The 18,684-nt window shown below is 71.5% G+C and carries 13 protein-coding genes; 4 read left to right on the top strand and 9 right to left on the bottom strand.

All coding sequences use genetic code 11. The annotated features are described in order from the left end of the window. Positions 1–15: 15 nt before the first annotated feature. The 9 genes from ISU10_RS09945 to ISU10_RS09905 form a co-directional block, all read right to left on the bottom strand. Complete coding sequence (locus tag ISU10_RS09945; protein ID WP_194696244.1) at positions 16–1,200, bottom strand: acyl-CoA dehydrogenase family protein; 1,185 nt, start codon at positions 1,198–1,200, stop codon at positions 16–18. A gap of 59 nt (positions 1,201–1,259) precedes the next feature. After that, positions 1,260–1,895 (bottom strand): class I SAM-dependent methyltransferase, encoded by a 636-nt coding sequence (locus tag ISU10_RS09940; protein ID WP_194696317.1) that lies wholly within the window; start codon positions 1,893–1,895, stop codon positions 1,260–1,262. Further along, entirely contained in the window at positions 1,892–3,079 is a 1,188-nt protein-coding gene (locus ISU10_RS09935; RefSeq protein ID WP_194696243.1) for an acyl-CoA dehydrogenase family protein, read from the bottom strand. The genes ISU10_RS09940 and ISU10_RS09935 overlap by 4 nt, the downstream gene beginning before the upstream one ends. Before the next feature lie 26 nt (positions 3,080–3,105). Beyond that, on the bottom strand, positions 3,106–4,464 hold the full coding sequence (locus tag ISU10_RS09930; RefSeq protein WP_194696242.1) for an FAD-binding oxidoreductase: 1,359 nt from the start codon (positions 4,462–4,464) through the stop codon (positions 3,106–3,108). Positions 4,465–4,541: 77 nt separating this feature from the next. Then, entirely contained in the window at positions 4,542–7,340 is a 2,799-nt protein-coding gene (locus ISU10_RS09925) for an ATP-binding cassette domain-containing protein (RefSeq protein WP_194696241.1), read from the bottom strand. After that, entirely contained in the window at positions 7,337–9,538 is a 2,202-nt protein-coding gene (locus ISU10_RS09920) for an NHLP family bacteriocin export ABC transporter peptidase/permease/ATPase subunit (protein ID WP_194696240.1), read from the bottom strand. Before ISU10_RS09920 ends, ISU10_RS09925 begins: the two co-directional genes overlap by 4 nt. Further along, on the bottom strand, positions 9,538–10,371 hold the full coding sequence (locus ISU10_RS09915; protein WP_194696239.1) for a biotin/lipoyl-containing protein: 834 nt from the start codon (positions 10,369–10,371) through the stop codon (positions 9,538–9,540). Before ISU10_RS09915 ends, ISU10_RS09920 begins: the two co-directional genes overlap by 1 nt. Next, a complete protein-coding gene (locus ISU10_RS09910) occupies positions 10,368–10,670 on the bottom strand; it encodes a hypothetical protein (RefSeq protein ID WP_194696238.1) in 303 nt (100 codons plus the stop codon). The genes ISU10_RS09915 and ISU10_RS09910 overlap by 4 nt, the downstream gene beginning before the upstream one ends. A gap of 45 nt (positions 10,671–10,715) precedes the next feature. Beyond that, positions 10,716–11,099, bottom strand: coding sequence for a nuclear transport factor 2 family protein (locus tag ISU10_RS09905; RefSeq protein WP_194696237.1), 384 nt, complete (start codon positions 11,097–11,099; stop codon positions 10,716–10,718). A gap of 215 nt (positions 11,100–11,314) precedes the next feature. Here ISU10_RS09905 and ISU10_RS09900 point away from each other — a divergent pair, with 215 nt between their 5' ends. From ISU10_RS09900 to ISU10_RS09885, 4 genes are all read left to right on the top strand, one after another. Continuing rightward, on the top strand, positions 11,315–13,102 hold the full coding sequence (locus tag ISU10_RS09900; protein ID WP_194696236.1) for an acetyl/propionyl/methylcrotonyl-CoA carboxylase subunit alpha: 1,788 nt from the start codon (positions 11,315–11,317) through the stop codon (positions 13,100–13,102). A gap of 51 nt (positions 13,103–13,153) precedes the next feature. Continuing rightward, positions 13,154–13,645: a PH domain-containing protein gene (locus ISU10_RS09895; RefSeq protein WP_194696235.1), complete on the top strand. Its 492-nt coding sequence runs from the start codon at positions 13,154–13,156 to the stop codon at positions 13,643–13,645. Continuing rightward, the gene (locus ISU10_RS09890; RefSeq protein ID WP_194696234.1) at positions 13,642–15,204 is read left to right on the top strand and encodes a PH domain-containing protein; all 1,563 of its coding nucleotides are present in this window, start codon (positions 13,642–13,644) and stop codon (positions 15,202–15,204) included. The genes ISU10_RS09895 and ISU10_RS09890 overlap by 4 nt, the downstream gene beginning before the upstream one ends. 78 nt (positions 15,205–15,282) lie before the next feature. Beyond that, positions 15,283–18,660 carry a pyruvate carboxylase gene (locus ISU10_RS09885; RefSeq protein WP_194696233.1) on the top strand — a complete coding sequence of 1,126 codons (3,378 nt, stop codon included), beginning with the start codon at positions 15,283–15,285 and terminating at the stop codon, positions 18,658–18,660. Positions 18,661–18,684: the final 24 nt, after the last annotated feature.

The following is an 18,684-nucleotide window of genomic DNA, read 5'->3' as shown; positions in this document are numbered from 1 at the left end:
CAGTGTCGGTCCTGGCTACTCGACCGGAAGGCCCAACCCGCGGGCGATCAGCATCCGCTGGACCTCCGAGGTGCCCTCACCGATCTCCAGCACCTTGGCGTCGCGGTAGAAGCGGACCACGGGGTACTCCTCCATGAAGCCGTAGCCGCCGAAGACCTGGGTCGCGATCCGAGTCGCCGTCACGGCCGACTCGGTCGCGTAGAGCTTGGCGATCGAGGCCGCCTGCTTGAACGCCTGGGCGTCGAAGCGCCCCGACCTGGCGGCGTCCTTGATCGCCGCGGCCTTGTAGACCAGCAGCCGCGCTGCCTCGGCCATCACCTGCAGGTCGGCGATCTGGAAGGCCACACCCTGCTTGCGACCGATGGGTCCGCCCATCGTCTGGCGCTCGCCGGCGTACTGCAGGCTGAGGTCCAGGCACGCCTGGATGCAGCCGACGGCCAGCGCCGCGATGGCGACGCGTCCGTCGTCGAGGGTGGCCAGGAACTGCGCGTAGCCGCGGCCGCGCTCGCCGACCAGGTTGTCCTCGGGGACCCGGCAGTCCGCGAAGCTCAGTCCGTGCGTGTCCGAGGCGTGCCAGCCGAGCTTGTCGTAGGGCGGCTCGACGGTGAAGCCGGAGGTGCCGGAAGGTACGAGGATCGCAGAGATCTCGGGCTTGCCGCCCTCTCGGACCCCGGTGCGCGCCGTCACGGTCACCAGCGAGGTGATCTCGGAGCCGGAGTTGGTGATGAACGCCTTGGCACCGTTGAGCACCCATTCGCCGTTGTCGAGGTCGGCCTTGGTGCGGGTGGCGCCGGCGTCGGAGCCCGCGCCGGGCTCGGTCAGGCCGAACCCCGCCAGCGTGCGGCCGGCCACGAGGTCGGGAAGCCACCTGTCCTTCTGCTCCTGGGTGCCGAAGGTGAGGATCGGGTTGATGCCGAGCCCGACCGCGGCCTCGAGGGTGATCCCGAGCGACTGGTCGACGCGGCCGATTTCCTCGATGGCCACGCACAGGCTGGTGAAGTCGCCGTCGTCGCCCGCGCCGCCGTACTCCTCGGGGGCAGTCAGGCCCATCAGTCCGAGGCCGCCCATCTTCTGCACGACGTCGACCGGGAAGTGATGGTCCTTGTCCCACTTCGCCGCGTGCGGGGCGATCTCCGCCTCCGCGAACTCGCGGACCGTCTGCCGGAACTCGGCGTGCTCGCGTGACAGCTCGAAGCCCATGCGGCAGATGCTAACCCGTCAGGTTAATGATCGCTAACCTGTGCGCCCCCGGTGCCTGGTCAGGCGACCTTGAGGACCCAGACGGCGAAGTCGTCGCCCGCGCCGACGGGTCGCAGGTCGAACGTCGCATGCCGCGACTCGACCACCAGGCCGGCTGCCGCGGCGTCGGCCACGAACTCCTCGGCCGGGTACACCCTCGACCGCGGCGGGGCGCCCACCAGGGAGAAGCCGACCAGTATCCGACCGCCCGGAGCCAGCAGCCCCCGGAACCTGGCCAGCACGGTGCGCTCGGAGCCCTCGGCCAACAGCACCATCACGTTGCCGACGCAGACGATCAGGTCATAGACGCCCGGCATCTCGTGGGCCGCCATGAACGCAGCGTCGAGCTGCTCGAGCCGGGCCTGGGCGACAGGGAGCTCGGGGTAGGCCGCCCGCGACTGCTCGATGAGGGAGGCGTCGAGATCGACGCCGACGGCCTCGTGACCACGCGCCCTGAGGCTTGCAGCGACCCGTCCCATCCCCGAGCCTGCGTCGAGGATGCGAGCGCCGCGCGGCGCCAGGACATCGGCCAGCCGCGCCTCGCCATCGACGTCGGCGCCGGAGGCGATCAGCTCGGCGAAGTGCACGCCGTAACCGCGCCCGACGCTCGCCGGTCCCTCCCAGCGCGTCGGAGGCAGGTCAGAGGAGGCGGTCACCGGAACGCGGACTCGCCGGTCAGCGCCTGGCCCACGACCAGCTGGTGGACCTCGGTGGTGCCTTCGTAGGTCAGCACGGACTCGAGGTTGTTGGCGTGGCGGAGCACGGGGTGCTCGAGCGTGATGCCGGCGGCACCGAGGATCGTGCGGCACTCGCGAGCGATGGCGATCGCCTCGCGCACGTTGTTGAGCTTGCCGAGGCTGACCTGGGCGGCGGTGATGCGGCCGGCGTCCTTGAGGCGGCCGAGGTGCAGGGCCAGCAGCATCGCCTTGCCCAGCTCGATGGTCATGTCGGCGAGCTTGGCCTGCGTCAGCTGGAACGCGGCCAGCTTGCGCCCGAAGATGTCGCGCTCGCCCGAGTAGCGCAGCGCGGACTCGAGGCAGTCGCGAGCGGCGCCGATGGAGCCGAAGACGATGCCGAACCTCGCCTCGGTCAGGCACGACAGCGGCCCCTTCAAGCCGGTCACCTCCGGCAGCACGGCATCGGCCGGCAGTCGTACGTCGTCCAGCACCAGCTCGCTGGTGACCGATGCCCGCAGCGAGAGCTTGCGCTTGATCTCCGGAGCGCTGAAGCCGGCACTGTCGGTCGGTACGACGAAGCCGCGGATCCCTTCGTCCGTCTGGGCCCATACCACCGCTACGTCGGCGATGGACCCGTTGGTGATCCACATCTTGGAGCCGTTGAGCACCCAGTCGCCCCGTCCGTCAGGCGCGGGGTCGCGCCTGGCCCGGGTGCGCATCGACGCCGGGTCGGAGCCCGCATCCGGCTCGGTGAGGCCGAAGCAGCCGATGGCCTCCCCCGCCGACATGCGTGGCAGCCACTCGTCCTTCTGCTCCGCGGAGCCGTGCTTCCAGATCGCGTACATCGCCAGCGACCCCTGCACCGAGACCAGAGAGCGGACCCCGGAGTCACCGGCCTCGAGCTCGAGACACGCCAGCCCGTACGCCGTGGCGCTGGTGCCCGCGCACCCGTAGCCGGTCAGGTGCATCCCGAGCAGCCCGACCTTGCCGAGCTCGAGGGCGAGCTCTCGAGCGGGCAGCGAGCCCTCGTCGTACCACTGCGCGACGTGCGGCCGGATCTGCTGCTCGACGACGTCGCGCACGGTCTGCTGGATCGCGCGCTCCTCCTCGCCGACGAGGTCGTCAAGGTCGAACAGGTCCAGGGGGCCTGGGCGGTTGGTCACGCGGAGACGCTACAAGCAGACAGCCGTCAGAGGGCAGCACCCGGGTTGAGGATGCCCTGTGGATCCAGCGCGTCCTTGACGCGACGGTTCAGCGCCATCACGTCGGGCCCCAGCTGCTCGGGCAGCGCGGCCCTCTTGGCTCGGCCGACGCCGTGTTCCCCGGTGATCGTGCCGCCCAGGGCGATGGCTGCGCTCATCACGTGGTCGAAGGCGAGCCGAGCACGGCGCTCGGAGTCGGGATCGGTGGCGTCGTAGACGATGTTGGGGTGGGTGTTGCCGTCGCCCGCGTGGGCGACGACGGGGATCTCCACGCCGTGTCGTTCGGCGATCTCGGCGATCGCGTCGAGCAGGTCGGGCAGCAGCGGCACCGGTGCCCCGACGTCCTCCAGCAGCAGGGAGCCGCGTCGCTCGAGCGCCGGAAAGCCGGAGCGGCGGGCCTGCACGAACAGCTCCCCCTCGTCGGGGTCGTCGGTCACGAACACCTCGGCGCCCTGGCCCGCGCAGGCGCTCTCCATCGCGGCCATCTCTGCCGACCGGGCCGCGGCGGGCGCATCCGACTGCGCGATCAGCAGCGCTCCTGCAGTGCGGTCCAGCCCCATCGGCTTGTAGTCCTCGACGGCGTTGACCGTGGCGCGGTCCATCAGCTCGAGCATCGAGGGCCGCAGCACCGCTCGGATCGCGACCACGGCGTCCGCCGCCTGGCGCACTGTCGCGAAGCTCGCCACCAGCGTCGAGCGGGCACCTTGGCGCGGCACCAGCCGCAGGATGACGCGGGTGACGATGCCGAGCGTGCCCTCGCTGCCCACGAAGAGCTTGAGCAGCGGCAGACCGGCGACGTCCTTGATCCGCTTCCCGCCGAGCTCGACCAACGTGCCGTCGGCCAGCACGACATCCAGGCCGAGCACGTAGTCGGTCGTCACGCCGTACTTCACGCAGCACAGACCGCCGGCATTGGTCGCGACGTTGCCTCCGATCGAGCAGATCTCGAACGACGACGGGTCCGGCGGGTACCAGAGGTCGTGCTCGGCAGCCGCACGCTTGACGTCGGCGTTGAACGCCCCCGGCTCCGCGACCGCTACCTGGCTCGCCGGGTCGATCTGGACCGCACGCATCCGCTCGAGGCTGACGACCAGGCATCCGTCGACGGCGCTGGACCCACCTGAGAGCCCGCTGCCTGCCCCGCGGGGCACGATGCCGATGCCGTGCTCGGCGGCCCACCTGACCGCGGTCTGCACCTGGCCGGCGTCCTCGGCGCGTACGACGGCCAGCGGCGTCCCGGCGGACTGGTCGCGCGACCAGTCGAAGCGGTACTTCTCCATCGCGTCCGGCTCGGTCACCACGACGCCCTCCGGGAGCGAGGCGACCAGGTCGTCGATGTTCGTCATGCCGCCCATGATGACCCGGCGAGATGCTCCAGCAGGGCCTCGATCCAGGTCCGCGGGCACCAGCCACTCCTGGTCGCTCACAGCACCTGCCGTGAGGCCAGGGCGTGGAACCGTCCGCCCCGCTCCATCAGGTCGGCGTAGGTGCCGCTCTCCACCAACCGCCCGTCCTCGACCACGAGGATCCGGTCGGCATCGACCATCGTGGAGAGACGGTGGGCCACCACGATCCGGGTCATGCCCAGCTGGGCGAGGTTGTCGGTGACCACGCGCTGCGTGACGTTGTCGAGGGCGCTGGTGGCCTCGTCGAGAAGCAGGATCTTGGGACGCGAGGCCAGCGCGCGGGCGATCAGCAACCGCTGTCGCTGACCGCCCGAGAACGCACCGCCGTTGAGGGTGATCACGGTGTTGAGCTTCATCGGCATGGCGCGGATGTCGTCGGCGAGCGCGACGAGCTCGGCCAGTTCCCAGGCCTCCTGCTCGGTGAGGCTGGTGACACCGCCCAGGTTGTCGTGGATGCTGCCGGGCAGCAGCTGGCCGTCTTGCAGCACGACGCCGAGCTGGCGGCGTACGGACCCCAGGTCCAGCGAGCCGAGCGGGTGGTCGTCGTAGAGCACCGAGCCCTGCTCGGGCTCCTCGAAGCCGAGCAGCAGCCGCAGGATCGTCGACTTGCCACTGCCGCTCGGGCCGGCGATGGCGACCAGCTCGCCGGGCTCGATGCGCAGCGAGATGCCGTCGAGGGCCGGCCGGGCGTCACCGCCGTAGCGGAAGGTGACGTCCACCAGGCGTACGCCGCCCAGCAGCCGCTCCTGGTCGGCCGAGCCGTCGCCGTCGAGACGGTCCTGGGCGAGCTCGAGGCCGCGCGAGAGCACGGGCCTGGTCTGGAGGGCGGCCGAGGCCGCCCCCACCACGGCCGCGATGCCCGTCACGAACAGCGAGTAGGTCATCTGGAAGGCGATGAAGGTGCCGACGTCGATGTGCTCGGGGCCGACCACGGCAGCGGCAGCGATCAGGGCCAGCGTGCCCACCGTCGGCAGCAGCACTGTCACCAGCTGCTGGCGCGTGGTCAGCAGCACCAGGCGGCGGCCGACCGCCGGCGCGAACCTCGTCGCCCACGCCAAGAACGCACGCGACTCCGCCCCGGCCACCCGGATCTTGGGGATGGCGGCGAGCACCTGGAACAAGAACCCGTTGACCGCACCCGTGGCCCGGTCCACCTCGGTCTGCTCCCGGGCGCCCGCCCGTGCGAGCAGCACGGCGAGCACGAACATCACTGCACCGAAGGCCAGCACCAACCCCGCCAGGGCTGCGTCGTAGTGCAGGAGGACCAGTCCGGCGAGCAGGCCGGAGAGCACGGCCGGAAGCATCGCGAGCATCGAGCGGTCGACAGCGTCGCGGGCGCCCTCGATGGTGGCCAGGCGGTTGGTCACGTCGCCGGCGCCGAGCCGGCGGACCAGGCTGACGCGGCTGCGCAGCACCCGTCCCCACAGGCCACGAAGCAGGTCGTAGGACGCGCCCGTCTCGAGCCTGGTCCGCACCGACGCGAGGGCGACCTGCACGGGGAGCATCGCGAGCGCCACCATCACCAGGGTGGCCAGCAGGAACCACAGCCGGCTCCGGTCTCCTTGCGGGACGATCTCGTCGAAGACCACGCCGGAGGCGAAGGGGACGGCCAACCCGGCAGCGGCGAGCACGGCCGCCCAGCCGAGGTAGGCACCGAGCTCGCGTCGCGCCCCCTGGTAGGCGCTGCGTCCCACCGAGCGCTCGTCGACCTCGCCGTCGACGAGGGGCCGCGAGAAGGTGAACGCGGTGTCGAGCAGCCCCCGGGCGACGTCAGCGGTGACCAGGACCGGTGCATCACCGCCCGGGTAGGCCAGCACGCCGCCGGAGGAGTCGGGCAGCAGTGACACGGGCGTGCCATCGGGAAGGAAGCCCAGTGCCGGCTCCACGGCCCGGCGCCACCAGTCCCCGCGCAGGCTGATGCGCCGTGAGAAGCAGCCGGACGCGGTGGCCAGGGCGCGCACCGCCTCGATGCCCTCGAGCGCGCCCAGGCCGCCACGTGGGACCACGGCCTGCATCCCCGATGCGGCGAGCACCCGGGTAGCTGCGACCACGAACTCCGGGGCGTCCTGGGGCAGCACGGGTTCGCGCTCCGCGCGGAGCTCACGCGCCAGCAGCTCGACGCCTCGACGCTCGGCGGCAGCGGCCCGGGCGGTCGCCGTCGCGGCACTGGCTGCCTCACCGATGAGCCGTCGGTCGGCGGCGGCGGCGACAGCGGCCGCCACCGTCGTGGTCAACCAAGCAAGGCCGTCGAGCAGGCCGTGGACGTCAGGCTCCGAGACGGGCGCGCTCCGCAACGCTGCTTCCTCACCGACCTGGAGCGTGATGCGCGGTGCGACCAGCGTCCCGGAGTCCGGGATCCGCTGCCCGCCGACGGTGACCAGCCCCGACGAGACCCACACCCAGGAGACGTCCTCCACGACGGCGCCGGTGCCCGGCGTGAGCGTGGTGGGCAGACCCGTCAGGTAGGCAACGCGGGTGGCCGGCGGGCCCTCGATGTCACGCAGGACGTCACCCAGCACCGTGGCGCTGGTGGCCGCTGCCTCCAGGAGCGCGGTCTCACCAGCGCCGAGATCCAGCTCCTCGAGCCTGCTGCCCAGGTCGCCCGACAGCGCCCAGCGGCGTCCGGCGACGGGCTCCGCCGCGACCACGAGGCCGCCCTCTGGGAACGTCGCCACGGGAGTCCGGACGCCGCCGCGCGACTCGTCGACCAGGAACAAGGTCGCCTCTCCCCCGGTCACCAGCAGCGCCAGACCATCGGGCAGCACCAGCTCGGCGGGCACGACCGACCCCGTCGAGCGGTGCGGTACGCCGGTCACTCGCGCACCAGCCCCGCGTAGTGGCCGTCGAGCGCCAGCAGCTCCTCGTGGGTGCCGCGCTCGACGACCTCGCCCTTGACCATCACCAAGATGAGATCGGCGTCCCGCACGGTCGAGAGCCGGTGGGCCACGACGATGGTGGTGCAGCCCCTCCGCCTCAAGGCGGCCTCCACGGCCGCCTCGGTGTCGGGGTCCAGCGCGCTGGTGGCCTCGTCGAGCACCAGGACGGCCGGGTTGCGCACCAGCGCGCGCGCGATCTCCAGGCGCTGCCGCTGACCGCCGCTCCAGTTGGCACCGCCGTCCTCCATGCGGGACTCGAAGGCGCCAGGACGGGCCAGGATGTCCTCGTAGATCTGGGCGTCCATCGCCGCGCGTGCGAGGTCGTCGTCACGCACGTCGTCGTCCCAGAGCGTCAGGTTCTCGCGCACCGTGCCCGCGAACAGGGCGATCCGCTGCTCGACCATGGCCACCGAGCGCGCGATGACGGGGCTCGGGATCTCGTGACGGAGCCGGCCGTCGAGCAGCACGGTGCCTGCCCACGGCTCGTAGAGCCCCGTCACCAGCCTGACCAGCGTGGACTTGCCGCTTCCGGACGGACCCACGACGGCCACGCGTGCGCCCGGCGTGAGCGCCAGTGAGAAGTCACGGATCAACGGGGGCACGGTCGGCTTGAAACCGAAGGTGACCTCACGCAGCTCCACGGCACCGTCGAGGCGTGCGGGGGTGCCAGCGGCCAGCTCGAGCCGCTGCACGGCCGGGTCGCACGCCGGGTCGACCGGCTCCTCGAAGACGTCGTCGAGGCGACGGACGAGGTTCTGCAGGTGCTGCACCAGCCACGAGAACCCGACCAGCTCGGCCACGGGAGCACCGAACGAGCCGAGCAACGACTGGAAGGCCACCAAGGAGCCCACCTCCAGGCTGCCGTCCATCACCCGCAGACCGCCGACGCACAGCACCCCGGCTGCCACCAGCGACCTCAGCAGGACCGGGACCGAGTCGCTCAGCTGGGCGGCGACGGCCATCCGCTGCCGGGCCTCGTTGACGCGAACCGCACCGCCCTCCCACCGGGCGTAGTAGTCGCTCTCGAGGCCGCCGGCCTTGATGGTCTCCATCGTCACCGCGCCGTAGGCCGTGGTCTGGTTGAGCATGGCCTGCTCCTGGAAGAGCACCTGCGACAGCTGACGCTGGCGGGCCAGCCCCTGCCGGAGGACCACGAGCGTCACTGCGCTCGAGACGATGGCGATCGCGGCCAGCAACGGGTCGATGGCCACCAGCGCCACGCCGTACACCAGCATCATCACCAGACCGACGCCCGCGCTGGCCAGCTTGCCGGTCAGCAGGCTCGCGACCTCGCGGTTGTGCTGGGCACGTAGGGCGAGGTCGGCGACCGACCGCGCCACGAAGTACCTCTCCGGGAGCCGCAGCGCGTGTCGGACGAACCGAGCGGACTCGGCGACGGTCAGTCGGGTGCTCAGGCGCAACAGGATCCGTTGCTGGAACCAGGTCAACCCTGCCTGGGCGAGCACCAGCGCAGCCAGGGCGCCGACGAGCGGCCAGGTGCGGTCGGTGAGCCCCTGGATCAGCACGTCGTCGACGAAGAACTTCGCCACGGCCGCGACCGCGAGGGCCGGCAGGGTCGCCAACAGGCCGATGACGACGACGGCGAGCACCTCCGACAGCACCGGTCGCACGCGCCGCCAGATCCCGGTCAGCCTTGCCGGCGGGGAGCCGCCAGGAGTGAAGTCCGGCCCGGGCCGCAGCGAGAGGCAGAACCGCGAGTAGTCGCGCTGGAACTCCTCGCGGGTGACCCGGCGAGGGCCGGAGGCCGGGTCGTTGAGCCAGGCGTACTTCTCGTCGAGACCCTCGAGCACCAGGAAGTGGGCGCCCTTCCAGAACAAGATGAGGGGGAAGCCGAGGTCGGGCAGCAGCTTGGCGCCGCGCAGGTAGCCCTTGCCGACCAGCCCGTAGGCCTCCGCCGTCTTCACGAGGTCCGACATCGTGGTGCCGTCGCGGGAGGCTCCGCTGCGCTCGCGCAGCTCCTCCAACGGCACCCATCGCCCATAGTGGGCCAGCACCATGCCGAGGGACGCCGCGCCGCACTCGGTCACCTGCATCTGCAGGTACGTCGGCGTCCTCACCCGCGTCGTGGAGCCCACCGGATGTGCGGGCTTCTCGGGTGCCGTGCTCGTGGTGCTCATCAGTCGAAGGCCCGGTCCAGCAAGGTGCGCTGGCCCACCGTGATCGCCGCGACCGCCAGTGTGCCGGTCGCCAGCGGGGCCGAGGGTCCCCGGCCGCCAGCCCACGCGATGCCGGAGGGGGTGTCGGCCTTCTCGAACCTGATCTGCACCTCCCGCAGCGGACCGAGCCGCTGCACGAGCGCCAGCAGGGAGGCGTCGCCGGAGATCTGACGCAGTCGCTGGTCGGTCACCGGCGTCGGGCCGATCGAGTCGACGTGACCCACCGCGCGGCCCTGCTGGTCAGGCAGGACTCCGTTGACCGTGACCGCGACCGTCTGACCCACCGCCAGCCGGGACACGTCGCCCGCGGGGTAGAACGCGATCGCGAGCTGCTCACCGGGCGGGGCGATCCGGACCATGCCCTCGCCGACGCCGGTGATGTCACCCGCGCGCACGTCGACGGAGATCACCAGGCCCGCCACGGGGCTGGAGACGTCCACAGGCTTGCCCGAGGAGGTCTGTACCTCGGCCAGGACCTGGCCCGTCGTGACCTCCTCGCCCTGGCTCACCAGCACCTCGGTGACCAGTCCAGCGACCTCCTGGCCGACGGCGAAGACGCCGTCGTGCGGAGCGACGATGGCCGAGGCGTCCACCACGACCTTCTGCTCGGCCACGGCCGTCCACAGCACGCCCGCCCCGAGGAGCACCGCCAGGCCCAGCACCCCGAGCCACGTACGCCGCGCCGTGTGCCGGAACACGTGGTCGATGTTGTCCAACGGGTTGGCCGAGCCACCCAGGGCTCGCTCGGCGAAGTCCGGGTTGCGCCGCGTCTCGCGGTCCCCCTGCGCGGTCACCCGGGCTCCTCGGCGGCGAAGGTGTAGTGGAAGAACGGCTGCACGAGCGGCTCCCGGGCTGGCCGAGTTGGCGCGTGCAGGACCTCCTTGTGCCACACCGAGAGCGCCTGGGAGAACTCCCCGTCGACGATCAGCACGGCCCTCGGTGAGAGGTTGAGCACCGCGGAGGTCAGGTCGCCCCGGCACACCGGTGGCAGCAGGACGACATCCGGGACGATCCGGCGCGCCACGGACGCCGGTAGGGAGGGTCCCAGGAACGCAACGAGCGCGCGGCCACGCTCCCCCGGACTGTCCCGCACGATGTGAGATCCCAGCCGATCGCCGCCGTGGGGTCAAGGACGCCGTCAGCGCGACGGCTCGACGATCTTCCAGTACGAGTCCTTGCGCCTGATCCGGCCATCGTCGGCCAGGTCGAACAGGTCGCAGCCGCGGACACTGACTCGCTCGCCGTCGGGCGTCGTCCCGGTGAGCAGCCAGCGCGAGACACCGCGGTTGCCGCTGATCCAGTGCTCGTCCTCGCCATAGTGCACGTCGGGTAGTCCACGAAAGCGCTGGGCCAGCCCCTCGCGCACCTCGGCCGGACCGGTGAAGCGAGTGCCCCACTCGCTCGCGCCGCGCGGAGTCTCCAGCACGCAGTCCTCGCTGAAGAAGGTCATGATGTGGTCGAGGTCGTGGGCGTTGAAGGCGGCCAGGAGATCGGTGAGCACGTCGATGTCCGCTGTGGTCATCTCGGTATCTTCCGCCCGCGGGCACCCGAAGCGGTACTTCCACCGATGAGCAGCGCGGAGCCGCCCCCGTGGCGGGATCCCCGGATGTCCGGGTATCCCGTCACTGGTGACCCCCACGGCTTCCGGAATGCCCTCGTTCGGCGTCCGCCAGGGTCACAAGTGCAGCGAGCGGGAGGTCACCGGGCACGAGGCGAGGCGGGCGATAGTCTGCCCCGGTGCCTGAGATCAAGCCTCTCCACAAGGTCCTGATCGCCAACCGCGGCGAGATCGCCGTGCGCGTCATCCGTGCCTGCAAGGACGCCGGGATCGGGTCCGTCGCGGTGTACGCCGACCCCGACCGCGACGCGTTGTTCGTGCGGCTCGCCGACGAGGCGCACAGCCTCGCGGGTGCGACACCGGCCGACTCCTACCTCGACATCGCCAAGATCATCGCGGTGGCCGAGAAGTCCGGAGCCGACTCGGTGCACCCGGGCTACGGCTTCCTCGCCGAGAACGCCGGCTTCGCGCAGGCCGTCATCGACGCGGGCCTGACCTGGATCGGGCCGTCGCCCGAGGCCATCGACGCGCTGGGCGACAAGGCCAAGGCCAAGCACATCGCCCAGAAGGCCAACGCCCCGCTGGCGCCCGGCACCAAGGACCCTGTCAAGGACGCCGACGAGGTCGTCGAGTTCGCCAAGGCCAACGGCCTGCCCGTTGCGATCAAGGCGGTCTTCGGCGGTGGCGGACGCGGGCTCAAGGTCGCGCGCACGCTGGAGGAGATCCCCGAGCTCTACGAGTCGGCGGTGCGCGAGGCGGTCGGCGCGTTCGGCCGCGGCGAGTGCCTGGTGGAGAAGTTCCTGGACCGTCCGCGTCACGTCGAGACCCAGTGCCTGGCCGACCAGCACGGCAACGTCGTGGTCGTCTCGACGCGCGACTGCTCGCTCCAGCGCCGCCACCAGAAGCTCGTCGAGGAGGCACCCGCGCCGTTCCTCACCGACGACCAGGTCGCGCGCCTCTACGAGTCCAGCAAGGCGATCCTGCGCGAGGCGGGCTACGTCGGGGCCGGCACGTGCGAGTTCCTCGTCGCCAAGGACGGCACCATCTCCTTCCTCGAGGTCAACACCCGTCTCCAGGTCGAGCACTGCGTGTCCGAGGAGGTCACCGGCATCGACCTGGTGCGCGAGATGTTCCGCATCGCGGCCGGCGAGGAGCTCGGCTACGACGACCCCGAGATCCGCGGCCACTCGATCGAGTACCGCATCAACGCCGAGGACGGCGGCCGCAACTTCATGCCGGCCCCCGGCACGCTCTCGGCCTGGCAGCCGCCGCACGGCCCCGGCGTACGCCTCGACGGAGGCTACGAGAACGGCGAGACCATCCCCGGCTCGTTCGACTCCCTGATCGCCAAGCTCATCATCACCGGCCGTGACCGCACCCAGGCGCTGGAGCGCTCGCGCCGCGCTCTCGCGGAGTTCGTGGTCGACGGCATGCCCACCGTCATCCCCTTCCACCGGGCCGTCGTCGACGACCCGGCCTACGTCGGGGCATCGAACCCCAGTGGGGAGGGCTCCTTCGAGGTCTACACGACCTGGATCGAGACCGACTTCGACAACCAGATCCAGCCCTACTCCGGTGAGACCGCCGAGGCCGACGACCCCGGCGAGCGGCAGCGGGTCACCGTCGAGGTCGGGGGCAAGCGACTCGAGGTGGTGCTACCGGGCGGCCTGGGTGGTCTGGCTGCACCCGCTGGTGGAGGCGCCGCCAAGCCGAAGCGCTCGGCGAGCAAGAAGGCGGGCGCCGCGGCCTCCGGCGACGCCGTGACCAGCCCGATGCAGGGCACCATCGTCAAGGTCGCCGTCGAGGAGGGCCAAAGCGTCGCCGAGGGCGACGTCGTCGTCGTGCTCGAGGCGATGAAGATGGAGCAGCCGCTCAAGGCCCACAAGGCCGGCACCGTCACCGGCCTGGCCGCCGAGGTCGGTGCCACGGTCACCAACGGCGCGGTGATCTGCGAGCTGAAGGACTGAGCGCCGAGCTCGACGGGAGCTGCTGGACAAGCGTCGTCGTAGGGTCGTGGCATGGATCCAGCGCCCCGGCTGCGCGACCCCCGCGAGCGCGTCAGCCCGAGGGCCAAGTTGATGTGGATGCTCGGCGGGGTGGTCCGTGCCGTCGTCTTGATGGCGGTCCTGCTGGTCACCTCGCTCGCCTTCGACTGGTACGACCTGCAGTGGTGGATGCCGGTCGTGCTCGGCGTCGTCACGCTCGCGGCCGCCGTCCTGATTCCCCAGTGGCGCTATGCCGTGCACCGCTGGGAGGTCACTGACACCGCGGTCTACACCCAGACCGGATGGTGGCGACGTGAGCGCCGGATCGCGCCGATGTCGCGCATCCAGACCGTCGACTACGTCGAGGGTGCGATCGCCCGGCTGTTCGGTCTGGCGTCCGTCACCGCCACGACCGCATCCGCCGCGGGCGCCCTGGAGATCGCCGGACTCGACCGCGACCGGGCGCGCAGCCTCGTCGACGAGCTGACCCTCAAGGCCGATGCGAACCCGGGCGACGCCACGTGACCCAACCCGAGGTCCAGCCCGAGGTCCAGCCGACGAACCCGTACGCCGACGCGCGGCCCGACTTCCTGGTCGACCACCGCGAGTGGCAGCGGCTGGACCCCATGATGCTGTTGGTCCACCCGATCAGGGAGGTGCTGCGGTTCCTGCCGGCCCTGATCGGCCTGCTGCTCGCCGGGTCCGCCTCGGGAGGCGGACAGTGGTGGTGGAACGTGCTGGCCATCGGCGGGCCGGTCGCCCTCGGCATCGCGAGGTACCTGACGACCAGCTTCCGGATCTCCGAGGGGCGCGTCGAGCTGCGGCGCGGCCTGCTCAACAAGCACGTGCTGTCCACGCCGATCGACCGCGTCCGCACCGTCGACATCACCGCGTCGCCGATCCACCGCGTCCTCGGGCTGACCACGGTGCGGATCGGCACCGGCACGGCCTCCAAGCAGGGCGAGGACGAGCTCGCCCTCGACGGCATCAGAGCCCGCGCCGCCGAGCTGTTGCGCACCGACCTGCTGCACCGCACCGCCTCGCCGGAGGAACGCCAGGCCGCCACCTCGCCGGACAACGCGGTCGTCGTGGCGGGGTTCGAGCCGCGTTGGCTGTGGTACGCACCCTTCACCAGCTCCGGCCTGGTCATCGCCGCGGCCGTTCTCGGCGGTGGCAGCCAGATCCTCGACGCGAGCGGGCTCTGGGACCACTTGCGCCTCGATGCAGCCGCGGAGAACGTGGCCGGACTCTCGGTGCTGGTCCTCGTCCCCGTCATCGCGGTCGGACTGCTGCTCGTGGCCTCGGTCCTCGCGGTGGGTGGCTACCTGGTGACCAACTTCGGCTTCACCGTCACCTACACCAGATCCGACCATGCTTGGCACCTTCGCCGCGGCCTGTTCACCACGCGCGAGACCAGCATGGACGCCAACCGCTTGCGGGGGGTCAACCTCGTCGAGCCCCTCGGGCTTCGGCTGGCCCGCGGCGCTCGCCTCTCGGCGATCGTCACCGGTCTCAACCGTGAGCAGCAGGGCTCGTCGACGGTCGTGCCCCCGGCGCCCGAGGGCGTCGCGCACCACGTCGCCGCCCAGATCCTCGGCACCACCGACCCACTCCTCGCCCCGCTCGTCGAGCACGGGCGGGCCGCCGTACGCCGCCGCTACACGCGGGCCCTCGCCGTTCCACTGCTCCTGAGCGCTGCGCTGGTGACCCTGGTGCTGCTGGCCGACGTACCTGCCGACGTGCTGTGGCTCTCGCCGCTCGCGCTGGCGGTGGGTGCCGGGCTCGGGGTCGACCGGGCACGCGGCCTCGGGCACGCCCTCGTGCCGCGCCAGCAACCCGGCCACCTGGTCGCCCGCTCGGGCAGCCTGATGCGGCGTCGCGTCATGCTCGAGGCGCCCGCGATCATCGGCTGGACGATGACCGCGACCTGGTTCCAGCGCCGCGTCGGCCTGACCACCCTGGTCGCCACCATGGCCGGCGGCCGGCAGGCCGTGGAGGTGCTCGACGTGCCCGAGGCGGAAGGTACGGCGGTGGCGCGCGACGCCGTACCCGGGCTGGTGGACCAGTTCCTCGTCACCGGTTGAGGGAGTCGCGGTAGCGCGGCCTCCTCATCCTGCGGGACGCAGACTTCGGCGTGACCCAGCGTCGGTAGCCTGCGGGCCATGTTCTCCAAGGTGCTCGTGGCCAACCGGGGCGAGATCGCCATCCGCGCGTTCCGGGCTGCCTACGAGCTGGGTGCCCGCACGGTGGCGGTGTTCCCCAACGAGGACAGGTGGTCCGAGCACCGGCTGAAGGCCGACGAGGCCTACGAGATCGGGCAGCGCGGGCACCCCGTGCGCGCCTACCTCGACCCCGACGCGATCGTCGCGGTCGCGGTGCGCGCGGGAGCCGACGCGGTCTACCCCGGCTACGGCTTCCTGTCGGAGAACCCGCGTCTCGCCGAGGCCTGCGCCAACGCCGGCATCACGTTCGTGGGTCCGAGCGCCGAGGTGCTGACGCTGACCGGCAACAAGGCGAGCGCCATCGCGGCGGCCAAGGCGGCCGGCGTACCCACCCTCGCCTCGGTGCCGCCGAGTGCGAACGTCGACGAGGTGGTCGAGGCGGCGAGCTCACTGCCCTACCCGCTGTTCGTGAAGGCGGTCGCGGGCGGCGGCGGCCGCGGCATGCGGCGCGTGGACGACCCGAAGGACCTGCGCGAGGCCGTCGAGACCTGCATGCGCGAGGCCGAGGGCGCCTTCGGCGACCCGACGGTGTTCGTCGAGCAGGCGGTGGTGGACCCTCGCCACATCGAGGTGCAGATCCTCGCCGACAAGCAGGGCAACGTCATGCACCTGTTCGAGCGCGACTGCTCGGTGCAGCGGCGCCACCAGAAGGTCGTCGAGATCGCGCCGGCCCCCAACTTCGACCCTGAGCTGCGCGAGCAGATCTGCGCCGACGCGGTGAGATTCGCGCGGCACATCGGTTACCAGAACGCCGGCACCGTGGAGTTCCTCGTGGACCCGGCGGGCAACTACGTCTTCATCGAGATGAACCCGCGGATCCAGGTCGAGCACACCGTCACCGAGGAGATCACCGACGTCGACCTCGTGCAGTCGCAGCTGCGCATCGCGTCGGGTGAGACCCTCGAGGACCTCGGCCTGAGCCAGGACACCGTGCAGATCCGCGGCGCCGCGCTGCAGTGCCGGATCACCACCGAGGACCCCGCCAACAACTTCCGGCCCGACACCGGTCGCATCACGACCTACCGCTCCCCCGGTGGCGCGGGCATCCGGCTCGACGGCGGCACGACCTACACCGGCGCCGAGATCAGCCCGCACTTCGACTCGATGCTGGCCAAGCTCACCTGTCGCGGCCGCACCTTCGACAAGGCCGTCGAGCGCGCCCGCCGGGCGCTGGCGGAGTTCCGCATCCGCGGCGTCTCGACCAACATCGCGTTCCTGCAGGCGCTGCTCGACGAGCCGGACTTCTACGCCGGCCGCGTGACCACGTCGTTCATCGAGACCCACCCCGAGCTGCTGACGGCGCGGGCCAGCGGCGACCGCGGCACCAAGCTCTTGACCTACCTCGCCGACGTCACGGTCAACCAGCCCCACGGCCCGGCGCCGGTCAGCATCGACCCGGTCACCAAGCTGCCCGACGTCGACCTCGCCGCGCCCGCTCCCGACGGCACGCGCCAGGCCCTGCTCTCGCTCGGTCCGAAGGCGTTCGCCCAGGCACTGCGCGACCAGGACCGCGTCGCCGTCACCGACACGACGTTCCGCGATGCCCATCAGTCGCTGCTGGCCACCCGCGTGCGTACCCGCGACCTGCTCGCCGTCGCCGGACACCTCGCCCGCACCACCCCGCAACTGTGGTCGCTGGAGGCGTGGGGCGGGGCGACGTACGACGTGGCGTTGCGCTTCCTGAGCGAGGACCCGTGGGAGCGCCTGGCCAAGCTCCGCCAGGCGACGCCCAACATCTGCCTCCAGATGCTGCTGCGCGGTCGCAACACCGTGGGCTACACGCCGTACCCCACAGCCGTCACCGACGCCTTCGTCGAGGAGGCGGCGGCCACCGGCATCGACGTCTTCCGGATCTTCGACGCCCTCAACGACGTCGAGCAGATGCGCCCGGCGATCGAGGCCGTGCTCGCGACCGACACGACGGTCGCCGAGGTCGCGCTGTGCTACACCGGCGACCTGTCCGACCCGGCCGAGAAGCTCTACACGCTCGACTACTACCTCGGTCTCGCCGAGAGGATCGTCGCCTCGGGCGCGCACGTGCTGGCGATCAAGGACATGGCCGGCGTGCTCCGGGCACCCGCCGCGCGAACCCTCGTGACGGCCCTGCGCCGGGAGTTCGACCTGCCCGTGCACCTGCACACGCACGACACCCCCGGTGGCCAGCTCGCCACCCTCCTCGCGGCGATCGACGCCGGGGTGGACGCCGTCGACGCCGCGACCGCGTCGATGTCCGGCACGACGTCGCAACCGGCGCTCTCGTCGCTGGTCTCGGCGACCGACCACTCGCCACGCGAGACAGGACTGTCCCTCCAGGCGGTCTGCGACCTGGAGCCCTACTGGGAGGCCGTGCGCCGCGTCTACGCACCGTTCGAGTCGGGCCTGCCCGCGCCCACGGGTCGCGTCTACACCCATGAGATCCCGGGCGGCCAGCTCTCCAACCTGCGCCAGCAGGCCATCGCTCTCGGCCTCGGCGAGAAGTTCGAGCAGATCGAGGACATGTACGCCGCGGCCGACCGCATCCTGGGCCACATCGTGAAGGTGACCCCGTCGTCCAAGGTGGTCGGCGACCTGGCCCTGCACCTCGTGGCGGTCGGCGCCGACCCCGAGGAGTTCGCCGAGAACCCCCAGCGCTTCGACATCCCCGCCTCGGTGATCGGCTTCCTCCACGGCGAGCTCGGCGACCCGCCCGGTGGCTGGCCGGAGCCGTTCCGCACCCGCGCCATCGAGGGGCGCCCGTGGGAGCCGCCGTCGGGCGAGCTGACCGACGAGCAGACCGCTGGCCTGGCGGCCGATCGCAGGCACACCCTCAACGAGCTGCTCTTCCCCGGGCCGACCAAGGACTTCAAGGAGGTGCGGGCGACCTACGGCGACGTGTCGGTGCTGTCGTCCATCGACTACCTCTACGGCCTGCGCCAAGGCGTCGAGCACCAGGTCGAGCTCGACGAGGGCGTGACGATCTTCCTCGGCCTGCAGGCGATCTCGGAGCCCGACGAGCGCGGATACCGCACGGTGATGGCCCTGATCAACGGCCAGCTGCGCCCGATCAGCATCCGCGACCGCAACGTCTCGACGGCCGTCGCGGCTGCCGAGAAGGCCGACCCCCACGAGCCCGGCCATGTCGCTGCGCCGTTCCAGGGTGCGGTCACGGTGGTGGTCGAGAAGGGCGAGGAGGTCGAGGCCGGCCAGACCATCGCCACGATCGAGGCGATGAAGATGGAAGCCGCCATCACCGCCCCCCGCGCGGGCACGGTCGAGCGCCTCGCCTTCGCCGGCACCCAGACCGTCGACGGCGGCGACCTGGTGCTGGTCCTGGGATAGCCGCTTGGCTGGTGGGTCGTCCTC

The sequence above is a fragment of the Nocardioides agariphilus genome (assembly GCF_015352445.1).
Classification (GTDB): Bacteria; Actinomycetota; Actinomycetes; order Propionibacteriales; family Nocardioidaceae; genus Nocardioides; species Nocardioides agariphilus.
This window is presented reverse-complemented; position numbering and strand designations above follow the sequence as displayed.

Excerpts from the sequence above, each read along its gene's own strand:
- ISU10_RS09945 (WP_194696244.1), bottom strand. The coding sequence starts at position 1,200 with ATGGGCTTCGAGCTGTCACGCGAGCACGCCGAGTTCCGGCAGACGGTC.
- ISU10_RS09930 (WP_194696242.1), bottom strand. The coding sequence starts at position 4,464 with ATGACGAACATCGACGACCTGGTCGCCTCGCTCCCGGAGGGCGTCGTG.
- ISU10_RS09920 (WP_194696240.1), bottom strand. The coding sequence starts at position 9,538 with ATGAGCACCACGAGCACGGCACCCGAGAAGCCCGCACATCCGGTGGGC.
- ISU10_RS09905 (WP_194696237.1), bottom strand. The coding sequence starts at position 11,099 with ATGACCACAGCGGACATCGACGTGCTCACCGATCTCCTGGCCGCCTTC.
- ISU10_RS09895 (WP_194696235.1), top strand. The coding sequence starts at position 13,154 with ATGGATCCAGCGCCCCGGCTGCGCGACCCCCGCGAGCGCGTCAGCCCG.
- ISU10_RS09885 (WP_194696233.1), top strand. The coding sequence starts at position 15,283 with ATGTTCTCCAAGGTGCTCGTGGCCAACCGGGGCGAGATCGCCATCCGC.